Here is a 25,039-nt window from a genome sequence, read left to right as displayed (position 1 = left end):
GGGATAGATATCCTATAGTATGCGCGCAGTGAGTGATTCTTCACAACTCATGACGTAAAGATAATCAATTACGGTAAGTATTACATCGCTAATTATTTATTTATCTCATTGATAATAAAATATTTTTTTTCGAAAGAAAAGATGAAGCGCCTTTTTGCCGACAAGAAAAGCGATTAAGCACATTTTCCTCAATGACAACGCTAAATTGATCCTAAACTCAAATAAGCGACCGCGGGAGTCAGACGCGGGTCCCACATGGAGGATCTATCATGGCAAAAATAGGTGAGATCGTACCACTTCTTATTGATAAAGCCGTCGATTTTATGGCGTCCAGCCAGGCGTTCCGTGAATACCTGAATAAAACGCCGCCGCGTGATTATGTTCCTTCCGAGGTGCCGTCGGAGAGCGCGCCCATTTATTTGCAGCGTCTGGAATATTACCGGCGGCTGTACCGACCAAAAGAAGAAGAAAGAGGTTAACGGCGGGATTTACTTTTGAAAGGCCTTTTTTAAGCTGATTTTAGAAATCAGCTCGGTCAGAGAGAGGACCATCGTCGAACGCACCGCCTGCTGGTAGCGCTGAATTTGCATGGCGTATAGCGCCGCGTCGGACGTATCAAAATGCGGCGGCGGCGGTAGCGCCATGACGCAGTGCAGTTCGCCAAACGGCCCGAGGATTTCATCGTCGGTAAAGGCGTACTCATTGCCATCGTGATTCAGCTCTTCGCGCAGCGCCATTAACAGCTCCGCATCTTCATATTCGGTGCGGCTGAGTACGCCCAGGCCATAGATAAGTTTCAGACGTACCGAAAGATCGCCCAGCGGCCCGTCGCCGTCCAGCAACGGTTCCACAGCGTATTTCACGGCATAGTCGTCTTTGCGAAACACCTGGAGCACCAGAATGTTCACCGCCTCGGTCAATAACTCGACGGCGGTAATCAGGAAGCTCCGTACGGTTTTGCCAGCATTCAGACGCTCAAGCACACGATTTTCAAAGGCCTGGGTTTGTTCCATTATTGCCTGCATATCTGACAATCTGTTATTTGGGCGCAGGCTAACCTGCGCCGGGTTCTGCGTCATTTGGTCGCGTTATATGCGTTAACCGCCTCCGCCACCACATCGCTATTGGCATCCAGCCCGGAAATTTGCGCCAGCGCGGCCTGCGGGCCTTTTTCGGTAATCAGTGCCGCCAACTCTTGCGCCTGCGGATCTTCATCGCTACGGAAATGCATCGCCGCCGCGATCCCTTTGACCAGATTCACATGCGGCAGACCATATTCCAGGGTGCCAAGCAGCGGTTTGATCAGACGGTCGCCCGCGCTGAGTTTGCGTAGCGGCTGACGACCTACGCGTTCGACGTCATCTTTCAGATACGGGTTTTCAAAACGACCGAGGATTTTCTGAATGTATGCCGCATGTTTGTCGGCATCAAAACCGTAGCGTTTGATCAGCACCGCGCCGCTTTCTTCCATCGCGCCTTTCACCACCGCGCGAATACTCTCATCGAGAATAGCGTCGCGAATGGTCTGATGACCGGCTAATTTGCCGAGGTACGCGGTTATAGCATGACCCGTGTTCAGCGTGAAGAGTTTACGTTCGACAAATGCCATCAGGTTATCCGTTAACTCCATCCCCGGAATGGTCGGCAATGCGCCTTTAAACTGGGTTTTATCGACGATCCACTCGCTGAAGGTTTCTACCGTCACTTCCAGCGGGTCATGGGTGGCGGAAGCGGAAGGCGGCACAATACGGTCAACGGCGGAATCGACAAAGCCAACGTGCTGTTCAACCCAGGCTTTATCGCCATCCGCCAGCGCGTTCATCACATGACCTTTGAGCTGCGTGGTGCCGCGCACCATATTTTCACAGGCGATGATATTCAGCGGGGCATCCACGCCCTGCGCCTTACGTTTTACCAGCCCTTTAGCGATGGCCGGAGCGATACGCTCAAGCACAACCGGACCCACGGCAGTGGTGATTAAATCAACGTGGGCAATCAGGTCGACAACATCATCGCCGATGCTGCTGACAGCGTTGACGCCGGAAACGGTATCCACCTGCTCATTTTCACCCACAACATGAACCTGATAGCTATGACGGGCATTCAGGGCATCGAGTACGACCTGGTTTACATCCGCAAACGTCAGTTGTATCCCCGCGTCAGCCAGCAGTTTGCCGATAAAGCCACGACCGATATTACCTGCGCCAAAATGTAATGCTTTCATAGTATTAACCTTCATTAATGTTTTTACCCGAGAGGGCTAGGGTGAGGGACTGCATAGATTTCCCCTCAACCTAACCCTCTCCACAAGGGAGAGGATATCGCCTTCATATTTCGAACTGCAGATGCGTTGGCTCTCCTCGCTCACCCCAGTCACGTACTTATGTACGCTCCTGGGGATTCACTGCGTTGCCGCCTTCCTGCAGCTCGAACTATTTTGGGGATACTTAACTGTTAAGCTTTTTTACCTGCCAGCAGTTCCAGCACTTCATCCACGCTGGTGGTGTGCGCCAGACGTTCGATCACGGATTCATCATCTAGCGCGTTGGTCAGGCTGGTAATCACTTGAATGTGCTCATTGTTACGTGCGGCGATACCAATGACCAGACGGGCAATATCGTCTTCTTCTTCACCGAAGCGTACGCCTTCCGGATACTGGCAGAACACCACGCCGGTTTTCAGCACGCGGTCTTTAGCTTCTACTGTACCGTGCGGTACTGCGATGGATTCACCGAGGTAAGTCGGCGTCAGCTTTTCGCGGTCCAGCATCGCCTCGACGTATTCCGGCTCAACATAGCCGCCTTTCACCAGTTGTTCACCGGCAAAGCGAATCGCCTCTTCTTTGTTAGCGGCTTTACGGCCCAGGAAGATATTCTCCGCACCCAGTTTGAACAGGTTGTTATCACCCTCCTCAAAGCTGTCTTTCAGATGGTCGCGGACTTTCTCTTCATTAGTATTATGGCGCTGTGCGGCAACCAGACGTTCGGTCAGGCTGGTGTACAGGCCGCTATCCAGGAAGTTGGTCAGCGAAATATGCTGCGCCTGCGGTACCTGACGCATCGCGCGCTCGGTCAGGTCACGGTGAGTAATGACTAGATCCACATCCGGCGGCAGATTGTTAATGGCGCTGTTGGTGACGGAGATCTGGCTCAGGCCTGCATCCTGTACTTTCTTACGCAGTACCCCTGCGCCCATCGCGCTGGAACCCATACCGGCATCGCAAGCCACGATGATTTTACGCACATGGCTCAGGTCGTTGGTCACGTCGCCAGCCGCCAGCGGAGAGGCGCCTTTAGATTCCGCTTTCATGTCATGCATACGACGGGTGGCCGCTTCAATGTCATCTTCTTCTTTCACTTTGCTGGTTTTCAGCAGAATTGCAGAAACCACGAAGGAGACCGCCATTGCCGCCACGATGGCAGCGATGTTAGCGAAGTAAGCGCCTTTTGGCGTCATCGCCAGTACCGCCAGAATGGAACCCGGAGACGCCGGAGAGACCAGACCGCCGTTCAGGATGGTCAGGGTGAATACGCCGGTCATACCGCCAAGGATAACGGCCAGAATCAGGCGTGGGTTCATCAGCACGTACGGGAAGTAAATTTCGTGGATACCGCCCAGGAAGTGGATGATGGCCGCGCCGCCCGCAGACTGTTTAGCGCTGCCGCGACCGAAGAACATGTACGCCAGCAGGACGCCCATCCCCGGACCCGGGTTAGCTTCAATCAGGAAGAAGATGGATTTACCCATCTCATGGGACTGCTGGATACCCAGCGGTGAGAAGATGCCGTGGTTAATCGCGTTATTGAGGAACAGGATTTTCGCCGGTTCAACAAAAATGGACGCCAGCGGCAGCATATCGTGCGCCACCATGAAGTTAACGCCCGCCGCCAGAATTTTGGACAGGACTTCAACCGCCGGACCAATACCGAGGAACGCCAGGATGGCGAGGATCATACCGATGATGCCAGCGGAGAAGTTGTTCACCAGCATCTCAAAACCGGATTTGATCTTACCGTCTACCCAACTGTCGAATTTCTTAATGCAGTAGCCGCCTAATGGACCGGCGATCATCGAGCCGAGGAACATCGGCATATCCGCGCCGACAATAACGCCCATGGTAGTGATAGCGCCCACTACGCCGCCGCGTTCGCCGCCAACCAGACGACCGCCGGTATAACCGATGAGCAGCGGCAACAGGTAGGTGATCATCGGACCAACCAGTTTCGCCAGCGTTTCGTTAGGCAACCACCCTGTTGGAATAAATAATGCGGTGATAATACCCCACGCGATAAACGCGCCGATATTAGGCATCACCATATTGCTGAGGAATCGACCAAAGCTTTGCACTTTGATCTTAATATCGGATGACATAAAAACACCCCTTCTTATGTTGCTGTCGCGCAGGCTGAAAGCCCGAGGTTTGTTAATGTAGCGGCAGAGGTAGCCGGACCCTGTAGTGTAGATACTGCGCAATCTGGCACTGAATCGTTCAACTGTCCAGACAGGGACAATTTATGTGATTTGTGTCACATAAATATAGGGGGTAGAGAGGTAATTGATGTGATATTGATCACAAAGTGGCTGTGTAAAAAAACAACGAATCTCATTTTTAGCCCTTAAAAGGCCATTTTATGTGAGATATTTCACATTTTTATTTTGGTGCTTTGTTGAATTTTTGTGATCCTCTTCACAATAAATTTTAAGCCCGGGTAACGTCAATACGATCCGGCAAACATTTTGTCGCGAGCCCTCTCACGTTATGTCATTCAGCAACCTCCTTTTGCGTCTCTTTTCGTCTTATTTGAGCCATACTATGATTTTTACTGGTTGGCAAAAAGGACACGGCATGAAACTCATCGGTAGCTACACCAGCCCTTTTGTGCGCAAAATCTCTGTTCTGCTGCTCGAAAAAGGCATCACCTTCGAATTTATTAATGAACTACCCTACGAGGCGAATAACGGCGTGGCGCAATACAACCCTCTGGGTAAGGTGCCAGCGCTGGTGACGGAGAAAGGGGAGTATTGGTTCGATTCGCCGATCATCGCGGAATATATTGAGCTGCTGGATATCGCGCCAGCGATGCTCCCGCGTGACCCGATGGCAGCGCTTAAAGTTCGCCAGCTTGAAGCGTTGGCTGACGGTATTATGGATGCAGCGTTGGTTTCTGTACGCGAACAGGCGCGCCCGGCGGCGCAACAATCGGAAACGGAACTGTTGCGCCAGCGGGAAAAAATCAACCGCAGCCTGGATATGCTCGAAAGTTATCTGAGCGACGGGACACTAAAAACGGATACGGTCAATCTGGCGACTATCGCGATTGCCTGTGCGGTAGGCTATCTCAACTTCCGCCGGGTCGCGCCTGGCTGGTGCGTTAGCCGCCCCCACCTGGTCAAACTGGTCGAAACACTTTTTCAGCGCGAAAGCTTTGCCCGCACCGAAGCGCCAAAGGCTTGACGCGCATTATGTCCGCCTGAGCAAACTCACGTTACAATCCCCCTTATGTCGATATCCCTCTCCCGCCAGGAGAGGGCCACCAACAGCCAGGCATTTTCATGACAAGCGAAACGCGTACACTCTACAGCCAGCTTCCTGCTATCGATCGTTTATTGCACGATAGCGCTTTTCTTTCTCTGCGCGATCGGTATGGCCATACCCAGGTGGTTGATCTGCTTAGGCGGATGCTTGACGACGCGCGCGACGTCATCCGGAATACGCAAACACTTCCCGACTGGTACGCAGACTGGGCGCAAGAGGCGAAACTCCGGCTGGAAAATGCGGCGCAAAGCGCGCTGCGCCCGGTGATTAACCTGACGGGGACGGTGTTGCACACCAATCTTGGCCGCGCATTGCAGGCGCAAGAAGCGGTTGAGGCGGTAACGCAGGCGATGCGCGCGCCGGTGACGCTGGAATACGATTTAGATGGCGCCGGGCGGGGGCATCGCGACCGGGCGCTGGCGACGCTGTTATGCCGAATCACCGGGGCGGAGGACGCCTGTATCGTCAATAACAATGCGGCGGCGGTATTGCTGATGTTGGCGGCGACCGCCAGCGGCAAAGAGGTGGTAGTTTCGCGTGGCGAGCTGGTCGAAATCGGCGGCGCGTTTCGTATTCCGGATGTTATGCGCCAGGCGGGCTGTACGCTGCATGAAGTGGGCACCACCAACCGGACGCACGCGAAAGATTACCGTCAGGCGGTAAATGAAAATACCGGGCTGTTGATGAAGGTGCATACCAGTAATTACAGCATTGAGGGCTTTACCAAAACGGTAGAGGAAGCGGAACTGGCGGAAATCGGGCGAGAGCTGGATATTCCGGTGGTGGCGGATCTGGGCAGCGGTTCGCTGGTGGATTTAAGTCAATATGGCTTACCCAAAGAGCCGATGCCGCAGCAGCTCATTGCCGCAGGCGTCAGCCTGGTAAGCTTCTCCGGCGATAAGTTGCTGGGCGGGCCGCAGGCCGGGATTATCGTCGGCAAAAAAGCGATGATTGCCCAACTGCAAAGCCATCCGCTGAAGCGCGCTCTGCGCGCTGATAAAATGACGCTGGCGGCGCTGGAGGCAACGTTACGTCTGTATCTGCACCCGGAAGCGTTGGCGGAGAAATTACCCACCCTGCGTCTGTTAACTCGCAGTGAAGCGTCGATTCGCGAACAAGCGCAGCGGTTACAGGCGCGGCTGGCGGCACGTTACGGCGATGAATTTGCGCTGGAGGTTAAACCCTGCCTGTCGCAAATCGGCAGCGGTTCATTACCAGTAGACCGCCTTCCCAGCGCCGCCATGACCTTTACCCCGCACGACGGGCGTGGTAGTCGGCTGGAGGCGCTGGCGGCCCGCTGGCGCACGCTGCCTGTACCGGTCATTGGCCGAATTTATGATGGCCGTTTATGGCTGGATATGCGCTGTCTTGAAGACGAAAGCCGGTTTATGGAGATGATGCTGAAATGATTATTGCAACTGCCGGACACGTAGACCACGGTAAAACGACGTTGCTCCAGGCGATTACCGGAGTCAATGCCGATCGCCTGCCGGAAGAGAAAAAACGCGGGATGACTATCGATCTGGGCTACGCCTATTGGCCGCAGCCGGATGGTCGTGTGCTGGGCTTTATCGATGTGCCTGGACATGAAAAATTCCTCTCTAACATGCTGGCGGGCGTAGGCGGTATTGATCACGCTTTGCTGGTGGTCGCCTGTGATGACGGCGTCATGGCGCAAACGCGCGAGCATTTACAGATCCTGCAACTGACGGGCAATCTCCAGCTCACCGTCGCGCTGACCAAAGCCGATCGCGTGGATGAGGCGCGTATCGGTGAAGTACGTGAAGAGGTACTGGCGGCGCTCGACAACTATGGCTTCGCCGATACCGTTTTATTTGTCACCGCCGCCAATGAAGGACGCGGTATTGCAGAACTTCGCGCTCATTTACAGCAGCTTCCTGCACGTTCGCACGCCGCGCAGCATCGCTTCCGTCTGGCTATCGACCGTGCGTTTACGGTGAAAGGGGCGGGACTGGTGGTGACCGGAACGGCGCTGAGCGGAGAGGTAAACGTGGGCGATACGCTATGGTTGACCGGCGTTAATACGCCGATGCGCGTACGAAGTCTACACGCGCAAAATCAGCCTACCGACCATGCGTATGCCGGGCAACGTATTGCGCTCAATATTGCGGGCGATGCGGAGAAGGAGCAGCTTAACCGCGGCGACTGGCTGCTTTCCGATGCGCCGGCGGGGGAGGCTTTTTCCCGGGTGATCGTTTCTCTGGCGCTTCATGCGCCGCTTTCCCAATGGCAACCGCTACATATTCACCATGCTGCCAGCCATGTGACCGGTCGCGTCTCTTTGCTGGAAGGCGGGCTGGCCGAGCTGATCTTTGATACGCCGTTGTGGCTGGCCGATAATGACAGACTGGTGCTGCGTGATATTTCCGCACGTGCCACCCTTGCCGGCGCACGCGTGGTGACGCTTAAGGCGCCGCGTCGCGGTAAACGTAAGCCAGATTATTTGCACTGGCTTTCAACGCTTGCCGCCGCGCAGGACGATAGCGCGGCGTTGGCCATTCATCTGGAACGCGGCGCCGTCAACCTGCCGGATTTCGGTTGGGCGCGTCAGCTTAATCCTCTCGGTATGCGTCAGCTTATTGAGCAACATGGTTTTATCCAGGCTGGAGACAATTTGTTAAGCGCGCCCGTCGCCGCCCGCTGGCAGCGTAAGATTCTTGATACGCTGGCGACCTACCACGAACAGCACCGCGATGAACCGGGGCCGGGACGCGAGCGTTTACGCCGCATGGCCCTGCCGATGGAGGATGAAGCGCTGGTTCTGATGCTGATCGAGCGGATGCGCGACGACGGCCTGATTCATAGCCATCACGGTTGGTTGCATCTGCCGGATCATAAAGCGGGATTTAGCGATGAGCAGCAGGCCGTCTGGCAAAAAGTTGAACCGCTATTTGGCGATGAGCCCTGGTGGGTACGCGATCTGGCGAAAGAGACCGGAACGGAAGAACAATTGATGCGGCTGGTGCTGCGGCAGGCGGCGCAGCAAGGCATCATTACCGCGATCGTAAAAGATCGGTACTATCGTAACGATCGGATTGTCGCTTTCGCCAATATGATCCGCGAGCTGGATCAAGAGAGAGGATCAACGTGTGCGGCGGATTTTCGCGACAGGCTGAATGTAGGGCGGAAACTGGCCATTCAGATCCTTGAATATTTTGACCGGATTGGATTTACACGACGTCGTGGGAATGATCATTTATTACGTGATGCGTTATTATTTCCGCAAAAAGAATGAAATGGTTAAATTAAATAACAAATGAAGCAATACAATTATTGCGTTGCTTTATAAAAAGCACATCAGGAAATGAACCAGATGTGCTTTTTATTTTTCTGGCTTCTTAAAATAGCCAGCGTGAACCTGTTATCAGGATAATTTTACCCATATTCTTTGCGCCTTATTCAGGCGACTCACGATGAGATTGTGGAACTTTATCGCACGGCGATGTAACGCCTTTGCCCGGTGGCGCGGACGCTTACCGGGCCTGCGTAGACGATGCAGGCCGGATAAGGCGTAACACGTTAGCTTCGATCGAGCTTTTGCTGCGCCAGCCAGACGGCGCCCAGCCTGCCCGCCTGATTTCCCAGTTGGCAGGGCTGAATCGGCACCTGGAGCGCCTCCCACATTTCAAACGTTTCAAGATGCCGCGTCAGGAGCGGGTAGAGCTTTTCCTGTTCGCTTATTCCTCCGCCGATCAGCACCACGCCCGGATCAAACATAGAGATCACGCTGTAAACGCCGCGTGAAAGATAACGCGCCCAGTCATTGACCGCCTCACGCAGATGAACATCGGTCGCCATTCGTTCGAAGATCACATCCGCAGGCGGCATCTCTTCGGCAGGCAGCGCCAGCGCCTGGCGGCACGACGCCATTAATCCGCTGGTTGACGCGATTTTATGCATACTTTCGCCATTGTTCCCGACCGGCATGACGCCGAATTCACCGGCGTGAAAATGCGCGCCGCGATACAGTTCTCGTCCGACGATAATACCGCCGCCAATGCCGGTTCCAATGGTGATACAGACCATGTTTTCATAATGCTGCCCGGCACCTCGCCACATTTCGCCCAGCGCCGCGCAGTTCGCGTCGTTCTCCACGACCAGCGGCAGATCGGTCAGCCCGCTGAACAACTCCATCAGGTTGACGTCATCCAGGTAAGCCAGCGCGCCCGCTTTTGCCGCATGACCGTTATGGGGATTAATATGGCCAGGGAAACTGACCCCGATTGCCGCAATGTCATAGTCCTGTTGGCAACGCGCCACCACATCCTGCCATTTGCGGGTAAACGTGGAGGCGTCCTCTGGCGTATCGAATTGATGATGGGTTAATTCTTCGCCGTCACTGTTAATCACGCCATATTTGACGTGAGTTCCTCCCACATCAATACCGATATATTGCTGCATAGTGTTCTCCGTACGTTAAACAGGCACCTGTTTAGTATGGCTAAAACCAGACGGAGAAACGTAAAGGAAAGTAATTCGTGATTGCTGTCGTAAAGCGGGAAATCATTGGCGAAAAATTCACCAGCACCGTCTACCCTTGTGGAGTACCTTTACAATAAGGAGTTGGTCATGACGAACAATCCCCCTTCAACACGTATTCAGCCAGGTGAATACGGGTACCCACTGAAGTTAAAAGCCCGCTATGACAATTTTATTGGTGGTGACTGGGTTGCGCCCGCCGACGGCGAATATTATCAAAACCTGACGCCAGTGACCGGCCAGCCGCTATGTGAAGTCGCTTCCTCCGGTAAAAAAGATATCGATTTAGCGCTCGACGCCGCGCATAAGGCGAAAGATAAGTGGGCGCATACGTCAGTACAAGACCGTGCCGCTATCTTGTTTAAGATCGCCGATCGGATGGAACAAAACCTCGAACTGTTGGCGACAGCGGAAACCTGGGATAACGGTAAACCGATTCGTGAAACCAGCGCCGCCGACGTACCGCTGGCGATCGATCATTTCCGCTATTTCGCCTCCTGTATACGTGCGCAGGAGGGCGGGATTAGCGAAGTTGATAGCGAAACCGTGGCCTACCATTTTCACGAACCGCTTGGCGTCGTGGGGCAGATAATCCCGTGGAACTTTCCGTTGTTGATGGCAAGCTGGAAAATGGCGCCAGCGCTGGCGGCGGGTAACTGCGTGGTGCTTAAACCGGCACGCCTGACGCCGCTTTCCGTTCTGCTGTTAATGGAAGTCATTGGCGATCTGTTACCGCCGGGCGTCGTCAACGTCGTGAACGGCGCGGGCGGCGAGATTGGCGAATATCTGGCGACCTCGAAACGTATCGCGAAGGTGGCGTTTACCGGTTCGACGGAAGTGGGTCAACAGATCATGCAGTACGCCACGCAGAATATTATTCCTGTGACGCTGGAGTTAGGCGGTAAATCGCCCAATATCTTCTTTGCTGACGTGATGGATGAGGAAGATGCGTTCTTTGATAAAGCGCTGGAGGGATTTGCCCTGTTTGCCTTTAACCAGGGCGAGGTGTGTACCTGTCCAAGCCGTGCGCTGGTCCAGGAGTCCATCTATGAGCGCTTTATGGAGCGCGCTATTCGCCGGGTAGAGAGCATTCGCAGCGGGAACCCGCTAGATAGCGGTACACAGATGGGGGCGCAGGTCTCCCACGGCCAGCTTGAGACTATCCTCAATTATATCGATATCGGTAAAAAAGAGGGGGCCGATATTCTGACCGGTGGGCGACGCAAGGAGCTGGATGGCGAACTTAAAGAGGGCTATTACCTTGAGCCTACCATTCTGTTTGGTAAGAACAATATGCGCGTCTTTCAGGAGGAGATCTTTGGCCCGGTGCTGGCGGTAACCACCTTTAAAACCATGGAGGAGGCGCTGGAAATCGCTAACGATACCCAATACGGCCTGGGCGCTGGCGTCTGGAGCCGCAACGGCAATCTGGCCTATAAGATGGGGCGCGGCATTCAGGCCGGGCGCGTATGGACCAACTGCTATCACGCCTATCCGGCACATGCTGCGTTCGGCGGCTATAAGCAGTCGGGCATCGGGCGCGAAACGCATAAGATGATGCTGGAACACTACCAGCAAACCAAGTGCCTGCTGGTGAGCTATTCCGATAAGCCGCTGGGGCTGTTCTGACGCAAGAGGTAATGCCCGATGGCGCTGCGCTTATCGGGCCTACAAAAATTCATCGCAATATACTGATATTGCAAATCTTGTAGGCCGGATAAGGCGCAGTCGCCATCCGGCACAGTATTACCGCTCGTTAACCCAAATCCGCATTTCGCCCTCGCCACGGTTGGCCCAGCTAAACCACGGAATGAACGTTAGCGTCTGCGGCTGGCGCGATGACGGCGCGTTATCGTAGTGCCACAACGCCTGATGCTGCGCATCTAGGGCGCTTTGCTTCTCGCCTTCAGCCTGAATCAGCATCTTATGCGCAAAAAGCCCTTTGCCCTCAAAGACCCGGAACTCACTCTCTTTCGGTAACCACAGATTATGCAGTTCTTCGCCGTTATCGGCCTGCTCAAGGCAATAGACCAGCGGCCCGCGCTGAATGGCGACCTTACCGGCGACGTGACGCGCCAGCGGATTGCCATACACGCGGCGAACCGGCATCGGCAGCGTCAGGGTTATCGTATCGCCCTCCTGCCAGGTCCGACGGATATGCAGATAACCTTTGCGAATATCCTGCTCCACTTCCAGCCCGTTGAGCGTCACTTTTGCCTCAGGGCACCAGTCCGGCAGACGTAGCGCCAGCGTGTGACGTACCGGCTGCACAGAGTCGATGGCGATCTTCACCTGCTCTTGCCACGGGTAGTTCCCGCCAATCCGCAGTTTGAGCGCGCCATTTCCAACCGGTATTTCCATGCTGTTACCCACGTACATATTGATGTACAGCGCATCCGCACGCGGCGTGTAGATGTAGTGACCAAGGGAGGTGAGCACGCGGGCGATATTCGGCGGGCAGCAGGCGCAGCCAAACCAGCGCTGGCGGATGGGCTTAACGTGATCGTAAATATGGTTGAATTTTAACGATTTTGGATGCACTTCCAGCGGGTTGACGTAGAAGAAATGCTTGCCATCCAGCGCCATACCGCCGAGGACGGTGTTGTACAGCGCGCGCTCCATCACGTCGGCGTACTGGCTATCGGCTTCCATTTCCAGCATCCGGCGGGCGAACATCATCAGGCCGATTGAAGCGCAGCTTTCCGCATAGACCGAATCATTCGGTAAATCGTAATCGCTGCTAAAGGCTTCGCCGCTGCTCTGCGAGCCAATCCCGCCGGTGATATACAGCTGACGCTGCGCCATATTTTTCCACAGGCGCAGGCAGTCCTGGCGTTTGCCTTCATCGTTGCTCAGGCGAGCGAGATGCGCCACGCCAGTCATCAGATAGACAAAACGTACCGCGTGGCCAATGGCCGTCTGCTGCTGCGAAATTGGCAGATGCGCCTGGCTGTAGGCTTTGTCTTTGACCATCCACGCCGGGCCGTAGGTATGCCAGTACGAGGTCTGGCCGCGTTTTTCGTACTCTTCGTCGTAGAAGTGCGGTTGGACGCCGCGCTGCCCGATAAAGTAGCTTGCCAGCGCCATATAGCGCGGCTGCTCTGTTACCTCATACAGACGCATCAGCGCCAGCTCAATTTCCGGGTGGCCCGGATAGCCGTGCAGCTGATTTTCGCCAGGGCCGAAAGTGCTGTCGATATGATCGGCCAGGCGACAAACGACGTCTAGCAGCCGACGCTTGCCAGTGGCCTGAAAGAAGGCGACGCCCGCTTCAATCAGGTGCCCGGCGCAATAAAGCTCGTGGCACTCCGCCAGGTTGCTCCAGCGTTCTTGCGGGGCTTTTGCCGTAAAGTACGTATTGAGATAGCCATCGTCACACTGCGCGGCGGCCACCAGTTCAATCACCTCATCGGCGGTTTTCTCAAGCGCTGGATCGGGCTTCTGGCACAGTGACCAGGCAACCGCTTCCAGCCATTTCGCCACGTCGCTGTCCTGAAAGACCATGCCGTAAAAGTCGCCCGTCTGCTGGCCTGCGGCAATGCGGAAATTTTCAATGGCATGGCTGGGTTCAGCCTCTGGAATACGATCGTTTAACGCATCCCACTGGTAAGGAATAACCACATCGCGAACCAGTTGTTGATACTGTCCGAGGAACGGATCGCTGACCGTCAGTTTATGCAGATCGACTTCCAGTACGTTCATTTCGTGCTCCTTAAGGCTGTAGAGGTCATAGATATTCCTCGCTGACGGGGTATTTTATGGCAGTAATTTTTATTTTCGCGTTATGACCTGATTCATTTTGCCCAGATAGCGGTGAGCGACAAGGCGATAAAAGAGTAAAAAAAGATGACGATTCCGACCCGTATTTAAAAATGTGAGATGGATCGAGTGAAATGACTATTTTTAGTTAATAATCAAAAGCTAATATGAAATACGGTGCTGAATGAGCGGGAAATGACATATTAATGCTCGAATTATCCATGACATTACCGATTAAAGTCCAAAACGGCGGATTATTTATTTCTCGCGGCATTGGGCGTCATCCTGCCAGGCGTCTGCAATCGTGGGAAATTATATTTGTGGAAAAAGGCTGCCTGAAAATTCAGGAAGAAGAATGTGTTTTCTGTGTCGAAGCCGGGGAAAGCCTGTTGCTTTGGCCGCATCGCCGCCATATTGGCGTTGAGGAGTTTCCCGCCGATCTTAAATTTTACTGGCTCCATTTTGAGGTCAAAGCGCCGGACAGCAACCCGCGCTGGCTGACGCATCTTTCCGTGCCGCAGCATACCCAGGTTGCCGATCCGCAGGCGCTGATTGCGCTTTTTCGCCAGTTTATGAACGAGCAGGAAAAGCACCAGCGCAGCCCGGCGCTGGAGTTCATCGTGCTGCTGATTTTGCAGCAGCTCACCGTTGACGCCCGGCAGAATGAAAACGCCGAGGCCGCTGGCGTGTCGCTGGCCTGGAAAGTACAGCAGTTGATTCGAACGCACTATCACCTGCCGCTTTCCAGCTCGGTTCTGGCGAAAGAACTGCATTGCAATGTGGATTATCTGGGACGCGTTTATCGGCGGGTATTTCACCTTACGCTAACGGAAGCCATCCACCGCCAGCGGGTGCGCGAGGCGGAAAAGTTGCTGATTAGCGACGCGCGTTCGTTAAAAGAGGTGGCGGAACGGTGCGGTTTTAATGACGTTGGTTACTTTCGCCAGATCTTCCGCAAGCACACCGGCCTGACGCCTACCGCCTGGAAGCGGCGCTACAGTAAGGAACACGTTAATTCTTGAGTATAATCTTTGGCCCTCTGACAACGCGGTTGCAAACTGAATGCCCGATGGCGCTTTGCTTATCGGGCCTACAAGAGTTCATCACAACGTATTGATATTGCACATCTTGTAGGTCGGATAAGGCGCAGCCGCCATCCGACACAGGCTGTGACTGCCGGTATTACTGCCCGTAATAGGCATTCGCGCCATGTTTACGCAGATAGTGCTTATCGAGCAGTTCAGGCTGCATATCCGGCAGCTGGGGGGCCAGCTGGCGCGAGAACAGCCCCATATAGGCGCACTCCTCAAGCACCACGGCGTTGTGGACGGCATCGGCGGCATTTTTACCCCAGGCAAACGGGCCGTGTGAATGAACTAATACCGCCGGGATTTGCGCCGGATCCAGACCGCGCTCTTCAAAGGTTTTAATAATCACCTCGCCGGTCTGATACTCGTACTCGCCGTTAATCTCCTCAACGGTCATCAGTCGGGTACAGGGGATCGCGCCATAGAAATAGTCGGCGTGGGTGGTGCCCCAGGCGGGCAGATCGAGCCCGGCCTGCGACCAGATCGTCGCATGGCGGGAATGGGTATGCACGATCCCACCGATCTGCGGATAGCGGCGATAGAGCGCCAGATGGGTCGCGGTATCGGACGAGGGTTTTTTGTTGCCTTCAACGACCTTACCGCTGGCGATCTCTACCACCACCATATCGTCGGCGGTCATCACCTCATATTCGACGCCGGAAGGCTTAATGACCATCAGCTTGCGCGTCTCATCGACCGCGCTGACGTTGCCCCAGGTAAAGGTGACCAGCCCGTGCGCCGGGAGGGCCAGGTTGGCCGCCAGCACCTCGGCTTTCAGTTGCTCTAACATGTGAAACCTCCTTCCTGCATCCGTGATTCAATCCAGCGGCGGGCCTGGATAATTTCCAGCACCGGCTCACTGGCTTTCTCTGTCCACATCTCAATCAGAAATGAACCGCGATAATTCAGCTCATGCAGCGTTTTAAAAATGCCCACAAAATCAACGCATCCTTCGCCAAACGGCACGTCGCGGAACTGGCCGGGGCTATCGCCGGTCACCGGCAGCGTATCTTTCAGATGAATTGCGGCGATACGGTCGATACCCAGCTTCAGCTCGGCGGTCACGTCGTTCCCCCAGGCGCTGAGGTTGCCGACGTCTGGATAAACGGTGAACCACGGTGACGAAAGCATCTCGTCCCACTTTTTCCACTTGCTGATGGAGTTCATAAACGCGGTATCCATGATCTCCACCGCCAGCATCACCTGCGCCGCTGCGGCCTGTTCCACCGCCCACGCCAGCCCTTCGGCGAAACGTTGCTGGGTGCCTTCGTCGTGCTCTTCGTAATAGACGTCGTAACCTGCCAACTGGATGGTGCGGATACCGAGATCGCGCGCCAGGCGAATGGCTTTGGTCATGATTTCACGCGCCCGCTGGCGTACCGCTTCGTCGCGGCTGCCAAAAGGGAAGCGACGATGGGCGGAGAGGCACATCGACGGGATGGCGACGCCGCTTTCCAGCATCGCGTTCACCAGCGAAGCGCGTTGGGCCGAGGTCCACTCCAGGCGTGAGAGACGTTCGTCGGTTTCATCCACCGACATCTCAACAAAATCAAAACCGCAGCTTTTTGCCAGCACCAGCCGCTCTGGCCAACTGAGATCTTTCGCCAGTGCTTTCTCGTAAATACCTAATGGATGATTACGCATGCTTTTCTCCCCAAATGGCGTCAATTTGGGCGTGGAATTCGGCGGCGACCTGCGCCGGATGGGCGGCACCTGCCAGCGCGCGTCCGGCGATAAATGCCTTAACGTTAATGTCGCGGAACAGCGGCAGATCCGCTGGGGTAATGCCGCCGGTAATCGATAGTTCAAGGCCGATGTCGGACAACGCCTTCATGCGTGCCAGGTCCGCTTCTCCCCACTGTTGCCCGCTGGCCTGCGCATCGCGTCCGCGATGATAAATCGCCTGACGCACGCCGGTGCGATACCAGTCTCGGGCGTCGTCCAGCGTCCAGTTGCCGAACAGCTCCATTTGAATTTCACCGCCGCAGGATTGCGCGACGGCGTGGCCTTTCTCGACGGTCGCGAGCGGCGCGGCGCAGATGATAGTCATCCAGTTGGCGCCAGCGCCAAAAGCCTGCTGCGCCAGGGTTTCACCAGCATCGGCCACTTTCCAGTCGGCGACGATGATTTTTTCCGGGCACTGCGCTCGCAGGGCTTTCACCGCGCTAAGGCCTTCGGTTAAACAAAGGATGGTTCCGGCCTCAACGATATCGACATGATCCTGTAGCAGGGCGACATCGCGTTGGGCTGCTTCCAGACTGGTGTGGTCGAGCGCCAGTTGCAGTAATGGTCGGCTCATAATGCGTGCTCCTTAATACGGGCGTGATAGCCCTGTAGTGCTTCAATCAAATCCTGGTATTGGCGGTATTTGCGCTGGTAGAGGGCGTGCGCGGTCATGTCCGGCAGCAGCGTGCGCACCGGGTGCTGCAGGTCGCGTTGGGCCTCGCGGAAATCGCGATATACGCCGGTGCCGACGCGGGCAGCCAGCGCCGCGCCGAAGCAGCCGGTCTCCTCCACCTGCGGCAGCTCAATGCGTAAACCGCTGACGTCCGCCAGCATCTGCATCCAGACGTCGGAGTGGGCCGGGCCGCCGGTAACGCGCAGGGCGCAAACGTCGGTAAAGCGTTCACGCATGCGGTTGAGGTGGGTCATATGGCTGAAGACCACGCCTTCATAAATCGCCTGCAGCAGGTGGGCGCGGGTGTGCAGCGCCTGCATGCCGTAAAAGCCGCAGGTCATCTCCAGTCCGGCATTGCTGCCGTAGAGAAACGGCAGAAAAAAGAGGTCGCTACCGGCTTTCGGCAGGCTGGCGACCGCCTGGTTGATCTCGTCAAAAGAGAGGTCGCCCCACTGGGCGGTAAACCATTCGAGGTTGCCGGAGGAGGTCGGGCTGGCTTCGTGAACGATATACTGCCCGTCATTGACGTAGCGGCCATAGACGTAAGGATGGGCCTCATGGTCGCTCAGGCCGTGAGCGATGCCGCTGGTGACGGCCCAGGTGCCCATCACCGCATTGAGCGTTGATTCATCCTCAATACCGGCGCAAAGGGCGGTGGAAACCACATCAAACAGGCCGCCGACGACGGGGGTGCCCGCCGCCAGACCGGTGATGGCGGCTGCCTGAGCGGTGATCTCCCCGCAGATTTCGGCTGAACCCACCACGGGGGGCAGCGCGCTGTCGATTTCACTGATGCCCAGCCACTCGGTCAGACGCGGGTCGTACTGGCCCGTCGCCATGTTGTAGAGGTTGGACTCGGAGATGTTGCTCTCCTCACAGCCTTTCACGCCGGTTAAGCACCAGCGCAGATAGTCATGCGTCATCATGACGCTGCCTATCTGCGAGTAGCGCTGCGGCTCATTCTCTTTTACCCAGCGTAAAAGGGAGACCGGATGCCCGGTCCACAGGGTTTGCCGAGTCAGCGGGTAGAGTTTTTGCGGAACCGCTTCTTTTTGCCAGCGCTGGACAATTTCCATGGCGCGACGGTCGGAAGAGAGTATCGCTTTACCTAATGGCCGATCGCTTTTATCTAACAGGAACAGGCCCTTACCCTGAGCGGAAATACCCAGACCGCGGATTTGTGAGCCGCTCACCCCCGTGTGCGTCAGCAGTTTGCTGATGACCGAGCCGCACTGTTGCCACAGTTCGGTCATATCGCGTTCAACCCAGCCTGGCTGCGGGCTTAAAGCGTGCAGCGGCAGGCGTTGCACCGCTACTTCCCGGCCTGCGCCATCGTACAACCCGGCTTTTAGCCAACTCCCACCACAATCTAACCCCAGCCAGTAGTTGCTCATGACTTATTGCACCTCGTCCACGGCTTTCAGGAGATCGGCGCCCTGCGGGTTGTCTTTCAGGAACATATCGCGCACCTGGCTGCCCAGCGCATCGCTGAAGGCTTTACGGTCGATATCGGTCAGGACTTCAACTCCGGCTTCTTTCATGCCATCGATAATTTTTTGCTGATCTTCGGCGACCAGTTTGCGCTGATAGTCACCCGCTTCTTTGGCGGAACTCAGCAGTGCCTCCTGGAACTGCGGGCTTAAAGCGTCGAATTTGGCTTTATTGATCACCAGCAGCAGAGGCGAATAGGCGTGATGAGTGAGGGAGAGGTATTTCTGTACCTCATAGAATTTCGCTGACCACACGACGTTGATAGGGTGTTCTTGGGCATCAATCGTACGGGTTTCGAGGCCGGTATAGACTTCGGAGAACGGCATCGGAATAGGGTTCGCGCCGAAGATTTTAAAGGCCGCGATATTCATTGGGCTGTTGTTAGTGCGGATTTTTAAGCCTTTCAAATCGCCCGGCGTTTTTACCGGCGCGCGGGAGTTGGTGACGTCGCGCCAGCCGTTTTCCCAGTAGGCCAGCACTTTTAACCCTTTTGAATCGAGTGATTTTTTCAGTTCATCGCCGACTTTGCCGTCGAGCGTTTTATGCGCATGCGCGGTATCGCGAAACAGGAAGGGGACATCAAGTAAGTTGAATACAGGGGCCAGGCCGGTGAAATTGTTCGAACCGGACATTTCCATATCAATAGTTCCGCCGCGCACCCCGCTGATCATTGCCTGGGCGTTACCTAATGTGCTGTCAGGAAAGAGTTTTAGCGTTAATTCGCCGTTAGTTTTTTCTTTTAATAATTCGTTAAATTTTTTCGCGGCAATATGTTGGGAGTCAGTTTGCGGTGTTTCATAACCAAAACGTAAAGATTGCGCCGCCAGAGACGACACGCTGAAAACCGTCAGACCAGCTATCAATAATGAACGAGCAATAACGTGTAATTTCATAATATTATCCTTTAATTAATCCATTTAAGCGGTGTGATAATTAGCTCGGGAATAAAAATAAATAAAACCAGCAGCGACATCAGTACGACAACGTAAGGGAATACGCCTCTTACCGCGTCATCAAATTTCAATTTTGCTACCCCGGAAATAACGTTGAGGACGTTGCCAACGGGCGGTGTGATTAATCCAATAGAGCAGTTAATAATGAACATGACGCCGAAATAAATCGGGTCAATATTGGCTTCTTTAACTAATGGCAATAATACAGGGGTAAGAATTAACACCGTTGGCGTTAAATCCATCACCATACCGACGACCATAATTGAGATCATAATGACGATAAATAAGAGTCGCGGAGAGTCGACCAGCGGCTGCAGCAAATCTGACACCATCATGGGTAATTCCGCGATCGTAATCAGCCAGGCGGATACCTGGGCCGCGGCCACCAGAAACATGACGACTGACGTCGTTTTGGCGGCATTGACCAGCACGTGGTAGAGACTGGAAAACGTTAATTCCCGATAGATAACAACGGCGACAAAGAGGGCGTAAAACGCGGCAACCGCCCCTGCCTCCGTTGGCGTGAAAAGTCCGGAACGGAAGCCGCCGATAATAATCACCGGTAAAAACAGCGCCCAGATACCTGAAACCAATGATTGCCAGATTTCACGCGGTGTTGCTTTAGGCTGAGAAGGGAGATTTAATCGCCCGGCCTGCCACCACCAGGTGAGCATAAGCGCCGCGCCCATCATGATGCCCGGTGCGATCCCGGCCATAAACAGCTTGCTGATCGACAAGCCGCTGGAAACGCCGAAGATAATAAAAGGAATCGAGGGTGGAATAATTGGCGCAATGATCCCGCCGGAAGCGATTAACCCAACGGAGCGGTTGATCGGGTAGTTTGCGGAGCGCATCATCGGCACCAGCAGCGCGGCGACCGCAGCGGTATCTGCTACCGCAGAGCCGGAAAGGCTGGCCATAATCATTGCCGCAATAACGCCCACGTAGCCCAGGCCGCCGGGTTTATGGCCGACCAGCTTCATCGGCAGGTCGACAATTCGCTTTGACAGGCCGCCCGCGTTCATGATTTCACCGGCCAAAACAAAAAAGGGAATAGCCAGCAGGGAGAAACTGTCCGCGCCGTTAACCAGGGTTTGCGCCATAATCTGCACGTCAAACATATCCAGGTATGCCATCAGAGCAGCGCCGCAAAGCAGCAGCGACCAGGCGATGGGTAAACCTATCGCGATCCCGCCGAGCAGGCAGCAGAGAAATATCACCACGGCCATGATTAGGCTCCTTGCTGTGGTTGTTGAAAGGAATCGTTACGCGTTATTAAGTGATAAAGCCGACGCAGCTCGATTAACGCGATGGCAACGCTTGTGGGCAGACAGGCGATATACATCAGGCCGATCGGTAAACCGAGGATTGGCGAGTGATCGCTCCAGTCCTGCAACGCTTTTTGCAGGCTGCCCCAGCCTAATGCGAGGCATAACAATAAAATCAGCGAATGTGTCAGCAGCGAGAGTCGACGCTGATTCGCTGGCGAAAGTTTTTCCACCACAAAAGTGACCTGAACGTGAGCGTTATCCATAAATGCAACGATGGCGCCAATAAACGTCAGCCATACAAATAGATAACGTGATAGTTCATCTACCGACAAAATACTGCTCTCAAAACCGTAACGTAAAATAACGTTAATAAATACAATGCAGGAAAGTACGGCAATTAATACCGCAAGTATGCCCTCAAGTACCCGCTTCATAACGACTCCATCAGGTTATAGAAACTTATCTCTTTCGATGCTGAATAGTGGAACTTAATTTCTTATGTTTGGTTTATATTAGGTCGGCGCAACGTTGAGTTGCAGGCCGAGAATTAAGGTGATGATGTTTAATTCAGGTTAGCGGCGTGTGGCCTTTTTCATTATGTTAATACCATCGCGTAATATATTTATGCGGTGATTAATATCGGCACTGGCATTGATTTCCAACAATTTAATACCGGTAAACTGCAACAGTTCGGGAGCGGCGGCGGTAATGAGTTCTTGAACATGTTTCTCCGTCATCAGGCTTTGTGGACAGAAAGGTGCAAACGGAGCATGGAGGTCCTGCCATTCGCCGTATTCTCCATCCAGCGTTGTACCGGAGAACATCAGTGCCCCGAGTTTTCCAGCCTGTTTGGCCTGCTGCGTATGGATCAGCGGTAGAGAGGTATCCCGCCCTTCAATAGCCGAGCGCGCCCAGTTAATGCAGACGCTTATGTCATAGTCGGCAATAGTTTCCAGTACGTTTACTAACGGTAAGAATCCTTTGCGCGGTGCGGGGCCGGTCATCGCGTCGCAGTGTTCAAGCACCAGGTCGCAGGACCAGTCCCAGTTGGCAATCTCTTTTAATGAGCGCGCAAAGGCGTCGGTTGCCTGCGCCACGTTCGGATTGCCCCCCAGCGGGGCGGCATGAAGCTCAAGGGCTATGACTTTGCCGGTATTGTTCCCATTGATTTTATTGATCTTCTGATGCAGATGACGATAGTACTCCACGCAGGCTTTACGCTGTTCCTCGTCACTGGACGCTAATCCAAAACCGCCGTTTTCGCTACGGCGGCGCATGGTTTCCATTATCGCGGTGACCACGATTTGCCAGTTCCCTGGTGTATGGCGCAATAACCACTCGTCGCCGAGCGGGTGAAGATGTTCAAGACAAGGCTGCTCCAGCCCCCGGATATCCGGAGTATCAGAGAGTTGCCGCCAGAATTCCGTCTCTTCCTCTTCACTCTTCTGGTGAAATGAGGGTGCACAAGGGTACGCACCGATAATATAACCGGTATTATTTTTCATTTTGTGCTCCAGTAAACTCTATTTTATAAAACGTCTATGGCGACTTTTACGACTATTTTCCGTATCGGCGTAGCAATGCTTTTATTACAACCGGGACGATGAACATCCTGCGGGAAAAACAGGGCATAACTTCCCGGTATCATTTCAATGAATGATTCATGTTCACTGTCGTGATAAAAAATAATATCGCGCTGTTCTAATAATGACTCGCTGATTTGATTATTACCGGTATCAATGGCAACCCCAATTGTCTCTTCGCCCCATGCCAGAAACTGAATATCCAGATAGCGGCGATGGACTTCCGGACGATTTTCAGCAGCATCGCGGGTGGTCATATCGATAATCTGCGCGAAGATATTTTTGCCGTCGATTTCCACTACGCCAGGTTCCAGCGTGCGAAAGTCCGTATTGCGCAGGAAATCGAGCGCCTGCTCTATGGCCGACGGTAGCCGGCACGGATTAGGCTGCGCAATATGTCCAAAAATCATGATGTGGCTCCTTACAGCGCCTGAATTTTGGCCCAGACGCTGTCGTCAATGGTGATACCGTGACGGCGGTTGTCATCCAGCAATTTGGTAAATTCGTGGCCGGGCAGCCGAATCGCGACGTTGTCGTCGGCGCGTTCAGCAGTGGTGATGAAATCCATAATCCGCTGCAGTTTGGCATCGCGGGTTGCGCCATCGATCAGCTTATCCACTTCTATGGCGATGAAAATCTGTGAGACGCCATACTCATCGCTGTTTTCCTGGGTCACTTCGGCAACGGAAGAGCCGTTGGAAAGCAGGGTGGCAATCATGTCCAGCACAATCGACAGACCAGATCCTTTCCAGTAACCCATTGGTAAAATGCGGCGATTTTTCTCGATAACGCCCGGTTCTTTGGTCAACTGACCGTTATCGTCGAAACCGCCATCCACCGGCAGTTCGCGGCCCGCCAGACGGTTAACTTCTAACATTCCGTAGGAGAACATCGACATCGACATATCCACCATCGTGATCGGCGTGGAAGGGATAGCGACGATCAGCGGATTGGTACCGATACGGCACTCTTTCGCCCCCCACGGCGGCATGACGGCGATGGAGTTGGTCCAGCAAATGCCGATATAGCCTTTTTCCGCCGCCTGCCAGCCGTAGCTGCCGCCGCGCATCCAGTGGTTAGCATTACGTAACGCCACCAGGCCAATACCATGATCGGAAGCCAGCTCGATGGCCCGGTCCATCATCTTTTTCGCCGTCAGGTTGCCGATAGCGCGCTGAGCATCCCACTGTTCGATGGCGCCGAGGCTGGTAACTCGCTGCGGTTTAGCATCAGGAATAATGTCGCCGTTATCCAGTTGCTGGATGAAGCGGGGAAAGCGGTTCACGCCGTGGGAATAGACACCGGACTCGGTGGTGCGAGCGAACATTTCCGCGCAGGCGTCGGCGGTATCTTCCGCAATATTCCGCGACCGCAAGACGCGGTAGAAGGCCCCTTTTAACTCTTCGAAAGTTACTTTCATCCCTGTTCTCCTGGTCGATTGTTAGAAATTTTAGTATGTTTTTTTGTCGATAAATTTCATAATGCGAAATTTAGTTCCAAATATATAGATCAAAAATTGACATGGCAACGCCAGAGAAGCTTTTTAAAAACGATTAAAATCATCGGGTTATGTTTTTTATGCTGATATCGTGAACTGCAACACACTTTGAGCTACCATCTGATCGCCCAAGAAAGGAGAGAGTTTTCTGATGAGCCAGAACAACGATAAAGAGAAGCCTGCGGGGAGTCAGAGCCTGTTTCGTGGCCTGATGTTGATAGAAATTTTGAGTAACTACCCGAACGGTTGCCCACTGGCGCACCTGTCGGAGCTGGCGGGGTTGAACAAGAGTACCGTCCATCGTTTGTTGCAGGGGCTTCAATCCTGCGGATACGTGACGCCAGCGCCGGCGGCCGGAAGCTACCGTCTGACGACAAAGTTTATTGCCGTCGGCCAAAAAGCCCTGTCATCGCTGAATATCATCCACGTTGCGGCACCGCACCTTGAGGCGCTCAACCTGGCCACCGGCGAGACGGTGAATTTTTCCAGCCGTGAAGATGACCACGCTATCCTGATTTATAAGCTGGAACCGACCACCGGTATGCTGCGCACGCGTGCCTACATTGGCCAGCATATGCCGCTGTACTGCTCGGCGATGGGGAAAATTTATATGGCGTTTGGTCAGCCGGATTATGTGGCGTCTTACTGGGAAAGCCATAAAGATCAGATCCAGCCGCTGACTCGTAATACCATTACCGATTTACCAGCAATGTACGATGAGCTGGCGCAAATTCGTGAAACCAGCATGGCGATGGATCGCGAAGAAAATGAACTAGGCGTTTCCTGTATTGCTGTGCCTGTGTTTGATATTCACCATCGAGTGCCTTACGCCATTTCTATTTCACTGTCGACGTCACGGCTAAAACAGATCGGCGAGAAAAATCTGCTCAAACCGTTGCGTGAAACCGCACAGGCTATCTCTAATGAGCTGGGATTTACCGTTCGCGAATAAGACAGCTCGC

At 54.2% G+C, this 25,039-nt stretch carries 22 protein-coding genes; 7 read left to right on the top strand and 15 right to left on the bottom strand.

Annotated elements, in window-relative coordinates:
- Positions 1-269: 269 nt before the first annotated feature.
- Positions 270-479: a hypothetical protein gene (locus tag N7E69_RS07535; protein ID WP_001062554.1), complete on the top strand. Its 210-nt coding sequence runs from the start codon at positions 270-272 to the stop codon at positions 477-479.
- A 9-nt stretch (positions 480-488) separates the two neighbouring features.
- On the opposite strand, the gene mtlR is transcribed toward N7E69_RS07535, so the two are convergent.
- The 3 genes from mtlR to mtlA all read right to left on the bottom strand — a co-directional run bounded on the left by mtlR (position 489) and on the right by mtlA (position 4,371).
- Complete coding sequence (gene mtlR, locus N7E69_RS07530) at positions 489-1,079, bottom strand: mannitol operon repressor MtlR (RefSeq protein ID WP_000193201.1); 591 nt, start codon at positions 1,077-1,079, stop codon at positions 489-491.
- A complete protein-coding gene (gene mtlD / locus N7E69_RS07525; protein WP_000645383.1) occupies positions 1,076-2,224 on the bottom strand; it encodes a mannitol-1-phosphate 5-dehydrogenase in 1,149 nt (382 codons plus the stop codon). The genes mtlR and mtlD overlap by 4 nt, the downstream gene beginning before the upstream one ends.
- 230 nt (positions 2,225-2,454) lie before the next feature.
- The gene (gene mtlA / locus N7E69_RS07520; RefSeq protein WP_000093287.1) at positions 2,455-4,371 is read right to left on the bottom strand and encodes a PTS mannitol transporter subunit IICBA; all 1,917 of its coding nucleotides are present in this window, start codon (positions 4,369-4,371) and stop codon (positions 2,455-2,457) included.
- Between the two features lie 475 nt (positions 4,372-4,846).
- Here mtlA and N7E69_RS07515 point away from each other — a divergent pair, with 475 nt between their 5' ends.
- From N7E69_RS07515 to selB, 3 genes are all read left to right on the top strand, one after another.
- On the top strand, positions 4,847-5,455 hold the full coding sequence (locus N7E69_RS07515; protein WP_000766688.1) for a glutathione S-transferase: 609 nt from the start codon (positions 4,847-4,849) through the stop codon (positions 5,453-5,455).
- 98 nt (positions 5,456-5,553) lie between these two features.
- The gene (gene selA, locus N7E69_RS07510) at positions 5,554-6,945 is read left to right on the top strand and encodes an L-seryl-tRNA(Sec) selenium transferase (protein ID WP_000200194.1); all 1,392 of its coding nucleotides are present in this window, start codon (positions 5,554-5,556) and stop codon (positions 6,943-6,945) included.
- Positions 6,942-8,792 (top strand): selenocysteine-specific translation elongation factor, encoded by a 1,851-nt coding sequence (gene selB, locus N7E69_RS07505; RefSeq protein ID WP_000582391.1) that lies wholly within the window; start codon positions 6,942-6,944, stop codon positions 8,790-8,792. Before selA ends, selB begins: the two co-directional genes overlap by 4 nt.
- A 284-nt stretch (positions 8,793-9,076) precedes the next feature.
- Here the strand turns inward: selB and N7E69_RS07500 are convergent, their stop codons facing one another.
- Positions 9,077-9,958 (bottom strand): ROK family protein, encoded by an 882-nt coding sequence (locus N7E69_RS07500; protein WP_001188275.1) that lies wholly within the window; start codon positions 9,956-9,958, stop codon positions 9,077-9,079.
- Positions 9,959-10,126: 168 nt separating this feature from the next.
- On the opposite strand from N7E69_RS07500, the gene aldB reads away from it, so the two are divergent.
- On the top strand, positions 10,127-11,665 hold the full coding sequence (aldB, locus tag N7E69_RS07495) for an aldehyde dehydrogenase AldB (protein WP_000183988.1): 1,539 nt from the start codon (positions 10,127-10,129) through the stop codon (positions 11,663-11,665).
- A 117-nt stretch (positions 11,666-11,782) separates the two neighbouring features.
- Here the strand turns inward: aldB and N7E69_RS07490 are convergent, their stop codons facing one another.
- Positions 11,783-13,738, bottom strand: coding sequence for a glycoside hydrolase family 127 protein (locus N7E69_RS07490; protein ID WP_001101501.1), 1,956 nt, complete (start codon positions 13,736-13,738; stop codon positions 11,783-11,785).
- A 263-nt stretch (positions 13,739-14,001) separates the two neighbouring features.
- Here N7E69_RS07490 and N7E69_RS07485 point away from each other — a divergent pair, with 263 nt between their 5' ends.
- A complete protein-coding gene (locus tag N7E69_RS07485) occupies positions 14,002-14,817 on the top strand; it encodes a helix-turn-helix domain-containing protein (RefSeq protein ID WP_000891818.1) in 816 nt (271 codons plus the stop codon).
- A gap of 160 nt (positions 14,818-14,977) precedes the next feature.
- Here N7E69_RS07485 and araD read toward each other — a convergent pair whose 3' ends face one another.
- The 10 genes from araD to yiaK all read right to left on the bottom strand — a co-directional run bounded on the left by araD (position 14,978) and on the right by yiaK (position 23,999).
- The gene (araD, locus tag N7E69_RS07480) at positions 14,978-15,673 is read right to left on the bottom strand and encodes an L-ribulose-5-phosphate 4-epimerase (RefSeq protein WP_000893174.1); all 696 of its coding nucleotides are present in this window, start codon (positions 15,671-15,673) and stop codon (positions 14,978-14,980) included.
- Positions 15,667-16,527, bottom strand: a complete 861-nt coding sequence (locus N7E69_RS07475) for an L-ribulose-5-phosphate 3-epimerase (RefSeq protein ID WP_001244035.1) — start codon at positions 16,525-16,527, stop codon at positions 15,667-15,669. The genes araD and N7E69_RS07475 overlap by 7 nt, the downstream gene beginning before the upstream one ends.
- Positions 16,520-17,182: a 3-keto-L-gulonate-6-phosphate decarboxylase UlaD gene (ulaD, locus tag N7E69_RS07470; RefSeq protein ID WP_000089527.1), complete on the bottom strand. Its 663-nt coding sequence runs from the start codon at positions 17,180-17,182 to the stop codon at positions 16,520-16,522. Before ulaD ends, N7E69_RS07475 begins: the two co-directional genes overlap by 8 nt.
- Entirely contained in the window at positions 17,179-18,675 is a 1,497-nt protein-coding gene (locus N7E69_RS07465) for an FGGY-family carbohydrate kinase (RefSeq protein ID WP_000074096.1), read from the bottom strand. The genes ulaD and N7E69_RS07465 overlap by 4 nt, the downstream gene beginning before the upstream one ends.
- Before the next feature lie 3 nt (positions 18,676-18,678).
- Positions 18,679-19,665 carry a 2,3-diketo-L-gulonate TRAP transporter substrate-binding protein YiaO gene (gene yiaO / locus N7E69_RS07460; RefSeq protein ID WP_000766337.1) on the bottom strand — a complete coding sequence of 329 codons (987 nt, stop codon included), beginning with the start codon at positions 19,663-19,665 and terminating at the stop codon, positions 18,679-18,681.
- A gap of 11 nt (positions 19,666-19,676) precedes the next feature.
- Positions 19,677-20,954 carry a 2,3-diketo-L-gulonate TRAP transporter large permease YiaN gene (gene yiaN / locus N7E69_RS07455; RefSeq protein WP_000301822.1) on the bottom strand — a complete coding sequence of 426 codons (1,278 nt, stop codon included), beginning with the start codon at positions 20,952-20,954 and terminating at the stop codon, positions 19,677-19,679.
- A 2-nt stretch (positions 20,955-20,956) separates the two neighbouring features.
- A complete protein-coding gene (gene yiaM / locus N7E69_RS07450) occupies positions 20,957-21,430 on the bottom strand; it encodes a 2,3-diketo-L-gulonate TRAP transporter small permease YiaM (RefSeq protein ID WP_000832316.1) in 474 nt (157 codons plus the stop codon).
- A gap of 138 nt (positions 21,431-21,568) precedes the next feature.
- On the bottom strand, positions 21,569-22,501 hold the full coding sequence (locus tag N7E69_RS07445; RefSeq protein ID WP_000794979.1) for a DUF4862 family protein: 933 nt from the start codon (positions 22,499-22,501) through the stop codon (positions 21,569-21,571).
- Positions 22,502-22,524: 23 nt separating this feature from the next.
- On the bottom strand, positions 22,525-22,989 hold the full coding sequence (locus N7E69_RS07440; RefSeq protein ID WP_000576102.1) for a YhcH/YjgK/YiaL family protein: 465 nt from the start codon (positions 22,987-22,989) through the stop codon (positions 22,525-22,527).
- Positions 22,990-23,000: 11 nt separating this feature from the next.
- A complete protein-coding gene (yiaK, locus tag N7E69_RS07435) occupies positions 23,001-23,999 on the bottom strand; it encodes a 3-dehydro-L-gulonate 2-dehydrogenase (protein ID WP_000869008.1) in 999 nt (332 codons plus the stop codon).
- A 229-nt stretch (positions 24,000-24,228) separates the two neighbouring features.
- Between yiaK and yiaJ the strand changes: the two genes are divergently transcribed.
- Positions 24,229-25,029, top strand: a complete 801-nt coding sequence (gene yiaJ, locus N7E69_RS07430; protein WP_000081338.1) for an IclR family transcriptional regulator YiaJ — start codon at positions 24,229-24,231, stop codon at positions 25,027-25,029.
- Positions 25,030-25,039: the final 10 nt, after the last annotated feature.

The sequence above is a fragment of the Salmonella sp. 3C genome (genome assembly GCF_025426275.1).
Taxonomy (GTDB): domain Bacteria; phylum Pseudomonadota; class Gammaproteobacteria; order Enterobacterales; family Enterobacteriaceae; genus Salmonella; species Salmonella enterica.
This window is presented reverse-complemented; position numbering and strand designations above follow the sequence as displayed.